The sequence below is a fragment of the Pseudomonas brassicae genome (assembly GCF_010671725.1).
GTDB classification, from domain to species: domain Bacteria; phylum Pseudomonadota; class Gammaproteobacteria; order Pseudomonadales; family Pseudomonadaceae; genus Aquipseudomonas; species Aquipseudomonas brassicae.
This window is the reverse complement of record NZ_JAAHBU010000419.1, coordinates 1-2,814: the sequence shown is the minus strand read 5'-3', so window position 1 is coordinate 2,814 and position 2,814 is coordinate 1. Positions and strand designations below refer to the sequence as shown.

At 63.7% G+C, this 2,814-nt stretch carries 3 protein-coding genes and 1 pseudogene; 2 read left to right on the top strand and 2 right to left on the bottom strand.

Annotated elements, in window-relative coordinates:
• Both G3436_RS23255 and G3436_RS23250 read right to left on the bottom strand, forming a co-directional pair.
• Positions 1-863 (bottom strand): annotated as a pseudogene (locus G3436_RS23255) (LysR family transcriptional regulator); the annotation flags it as partial.
• Positions 864-923: 60 nt separating this feature from the next.
• Positions 924-1,433 carry an Lrp/AsnC family transcriptional regulator gene (locus tag G3436_RS23250; protein ID WP_163949982.1) on the bottom strand — a complete coding sequence of 170 codons (510 nt, stop codon included), beginning with the start codon at positions 1,431-1,433 and terminating at the stop codon, positions 924-926.
• A gap of 123 nt (positions 1,434-1,556) precedes the next feature.
• On the opposite strand from G3436_RS23250, the gene G3436_RS23245 reads away from it, so the two are divergent.
• Complete coding sequence (locus G3436_RS23245) at positions 1,557-2,591, top strand: histone deacetylase family protein (RefSeq protein WP_163949979.1); 1,035 nt, start codon at positions 1,557-1,559, stop codon at positions 2,589-2,591.
• A gap of 96 nt (positions 2,592-2,687) precedes the next feature.
• The coding region (locus G3436_RS27990; RefSeq protein WP_243667274.1) for a hypothetical protein at positions 2,688-2,814 on the top strand (127 nt) is incomplete at its 3' end.

Sequence of the window (2,814 nt, the reverse complement as noted above, 5' to 3'; positions counted from 1 at the left end):
AGAGTCGAGCGGGTCCCAGCGCTGGACCAGTCACAATCGCCCGCGACCACGCGGCGTAACAGGTTGAAGGCCTGCTGCAACGCTACCGAGTCGCGTTCGCGGGCATACACCAGGTAGGTCGGGTAGGTGAATTCGGGCGCCTGGGGCACCCGCTCGAGCACTCCGTTATCCAGGTAACTCTGCACCACGCGCGTGCGGAAATACCCGCTGCCGCCATGTTCGAGGATGTACTGCAGGGCCAGCGGGCCAAGGTTGAAGCTCAGCGCAGGGCGCGTGCACTCGGGCAGGGCGGCGTCATGCTGGCGGCGAAACGCTTCGCCCCAGTCGATATAGATGTAGGGTTCGGGCTGGCTCACGCGGCGCACCCGCACCAGCTTCTCCTCCAGCAGTTGTTCCACCTGCAGACCGGGGCCGTAGGCCGGCTGGTACACCAGCACCGCATCGAGCACGCCCATTTCCAGCTTGCGCAGCAGCGTGTCGCTGTCGCCAACCTCGCTGCGAATGGCATGCCCGGGGACCTCCTGATGCAGTACCCGCACCCAGTCCAGTACCAGCGGGTTGCACAGGCTGACCTCGCCACCGATATGCAGCACCTGGTGACAGCCCTCGGGCAGTGGCAGGTCACGGCGTGCCGCTTCCCAGGTGTGTACCAGCTGGTTGGCATAGGCCACGAAGCCTTCGCCATCGGCGGTCAGGCTGGCGCCGCTGCGGCTGCGCACGAACAACTGGCAGCCGAGCAACTGTTCGAGTTTCTGCACCCGCGCGCTGATGGCGGTCTGGGTCACGTGCAGGCGTTCGGCGGCGGCGACCAGGCTGCCGCTGCGCACGATTTCGATGAAGGTACGCGCCAGGTCGATATCCATGGGGGCCTCATGTTGAACAAGCGCTCATTCTAGAGCTTTCGGTGTCCACGCGCTGGCCGATCAGTCGGCGTCGTGTCGGCTTGGCCCGGGTATCGCGATGCGGTGGGTCGCCTTGACCTCGCGCAGGGCCAGGCTCGACTGGATCGAGGCGATGCCCAGTTGGCGGCGCAGTACGCCCTCGACAAAGTCGCTGTAGCTGTCCAGGTCCTGCGCCAGCACCTGCAGCAGGTAGTCGGCGTCCCCGGTGATCTTGTGGCAGGCAACCACTTCGGGCAGCGTCTTGATCACCGCCTCGAAGGCCTCGGGCGTATGGTCGGTGTGGGTCGAGAAGCGGATATGCACGAAGGCCATGATGTTCAGCCCCAGCAGGCGCCGGTCGAGGTTGGCCTGGTAGTCCTGGATCACGCCTTCCTCTTCCAGCCGTCGGCGTCGCCGCCAGCACGGCGTGAGGCTCAGCGATAGGCGTTCGCTGAGCTCGGCATTGGAAATGCTGGCGTCGGCCTGCAGCAGCGCGAGGATGGCACGATCGGTATCGTCGAGAACGATGCGTTTGGATATTTTTTTCGACATACTGTGATCTCGGGGTAAATCTGACTCAAAAAACTATCACGGCCAGAAGAAATAGCAAAAAAAGATCGCTTGGTCCGGAATAGCCTATTTGCACACCCACACTGTGCAGAGGCAAGCCTCCCCATGCTGACCATCTTTAGCGAATCCCACCGTTTGCATCACGGCACCGAGTTGAAGGACGGCGTACTCAAGCCATCCTTCGAGCAGCCCAGCCGCGCTGACACCGTTTGCCAGCGGGTCATCAGCGCAGGCTTGGGCGACATCATCGCGCCGCGCCGCTTCGACCGCGCCTGCTACGTCAACGCGCACAGCGAGCGCTACGTCGCCTTCCTGGAGTCGGCCTGGGACCAGTGGACCGCGATTGGCCGCAGCCACGATGCGCTGCCATTGGTGTGGCCGGTGCGCGACCTGGCCAATGACCAGGTGCCTGAGTTCATCGATGGCAAGCTGGGCTTCTTCGCCATGGATGCCGGCGCCCCCATCACCGCCACCACCTGGCAGGCGGTGAAAACCAGCGCCGACATCGCCCTGACCGGCCTGGCCCTGCTCGACGAAGGCCAGCACAGCGCGTTCGCCCTGTGCCGCCCACCGGGCCACCACGCCGCGCGCGAGTACATGGGCGGCTACTGCTATCTGAACAACGCCGCCATCGCCGCACAGCAGGCGATCACCCAGGGCGCCAGGCGCGTGGCGGTGCTGGATGTGGACTTTCATCACGGCAACGGCACGCAGAACATCTTCTACGACCGCGCCGATGTGCTGTTCGTCTCCCTGCACGGCGAGCCAGCCGTGTCCTACCCGTACTTCAGCGGCTTTGCCGATGAGCGCGGTGCTGGCGCCGGGGAGGGCCTGAACCTCAACTACCCGCTGCCCAAGCACACGCGCTGGGCCCAGTACCAGGCGGCCCTGGTGGAGGCCTGCCAGCGTCTGCGCGCATTCGGGCCGGAGGTACTGGTGATTTCACTTGGGGTGGACACCTTCAAGGACGACCCGATCAGCCACTTCCTGCTCGAGAGCGAAGACTACTTTGGCATTGGCGAGGCGATCGCTGCAGTCGGCGTACCGACCCTGTTTGTGATGGAAGGCGGCTACATGGTCGACGAGATCGGTATCAACGCCGTCAACGTGCTGCAGGGTTTCGAAGGCAAGACCCGCTGAACCCACGGCTGGCTGCAGGCCAGCCGTCCCCCATAACAAGATCGTTTCACCTGTTGCTGCCTCAACTCGAAAACACAATAACCAAGAGGTTGAGTTATGAATTCCTCCGTGCGTGATGCTGCGTCATCGCCCCAGTTGCAACGTACCCTGAGCAACCGCCATATCCAGTTGATCTCGATTGGCGGTGCCATCGGGACGGGGCTGTTCATGGGCTCGGGCAAGA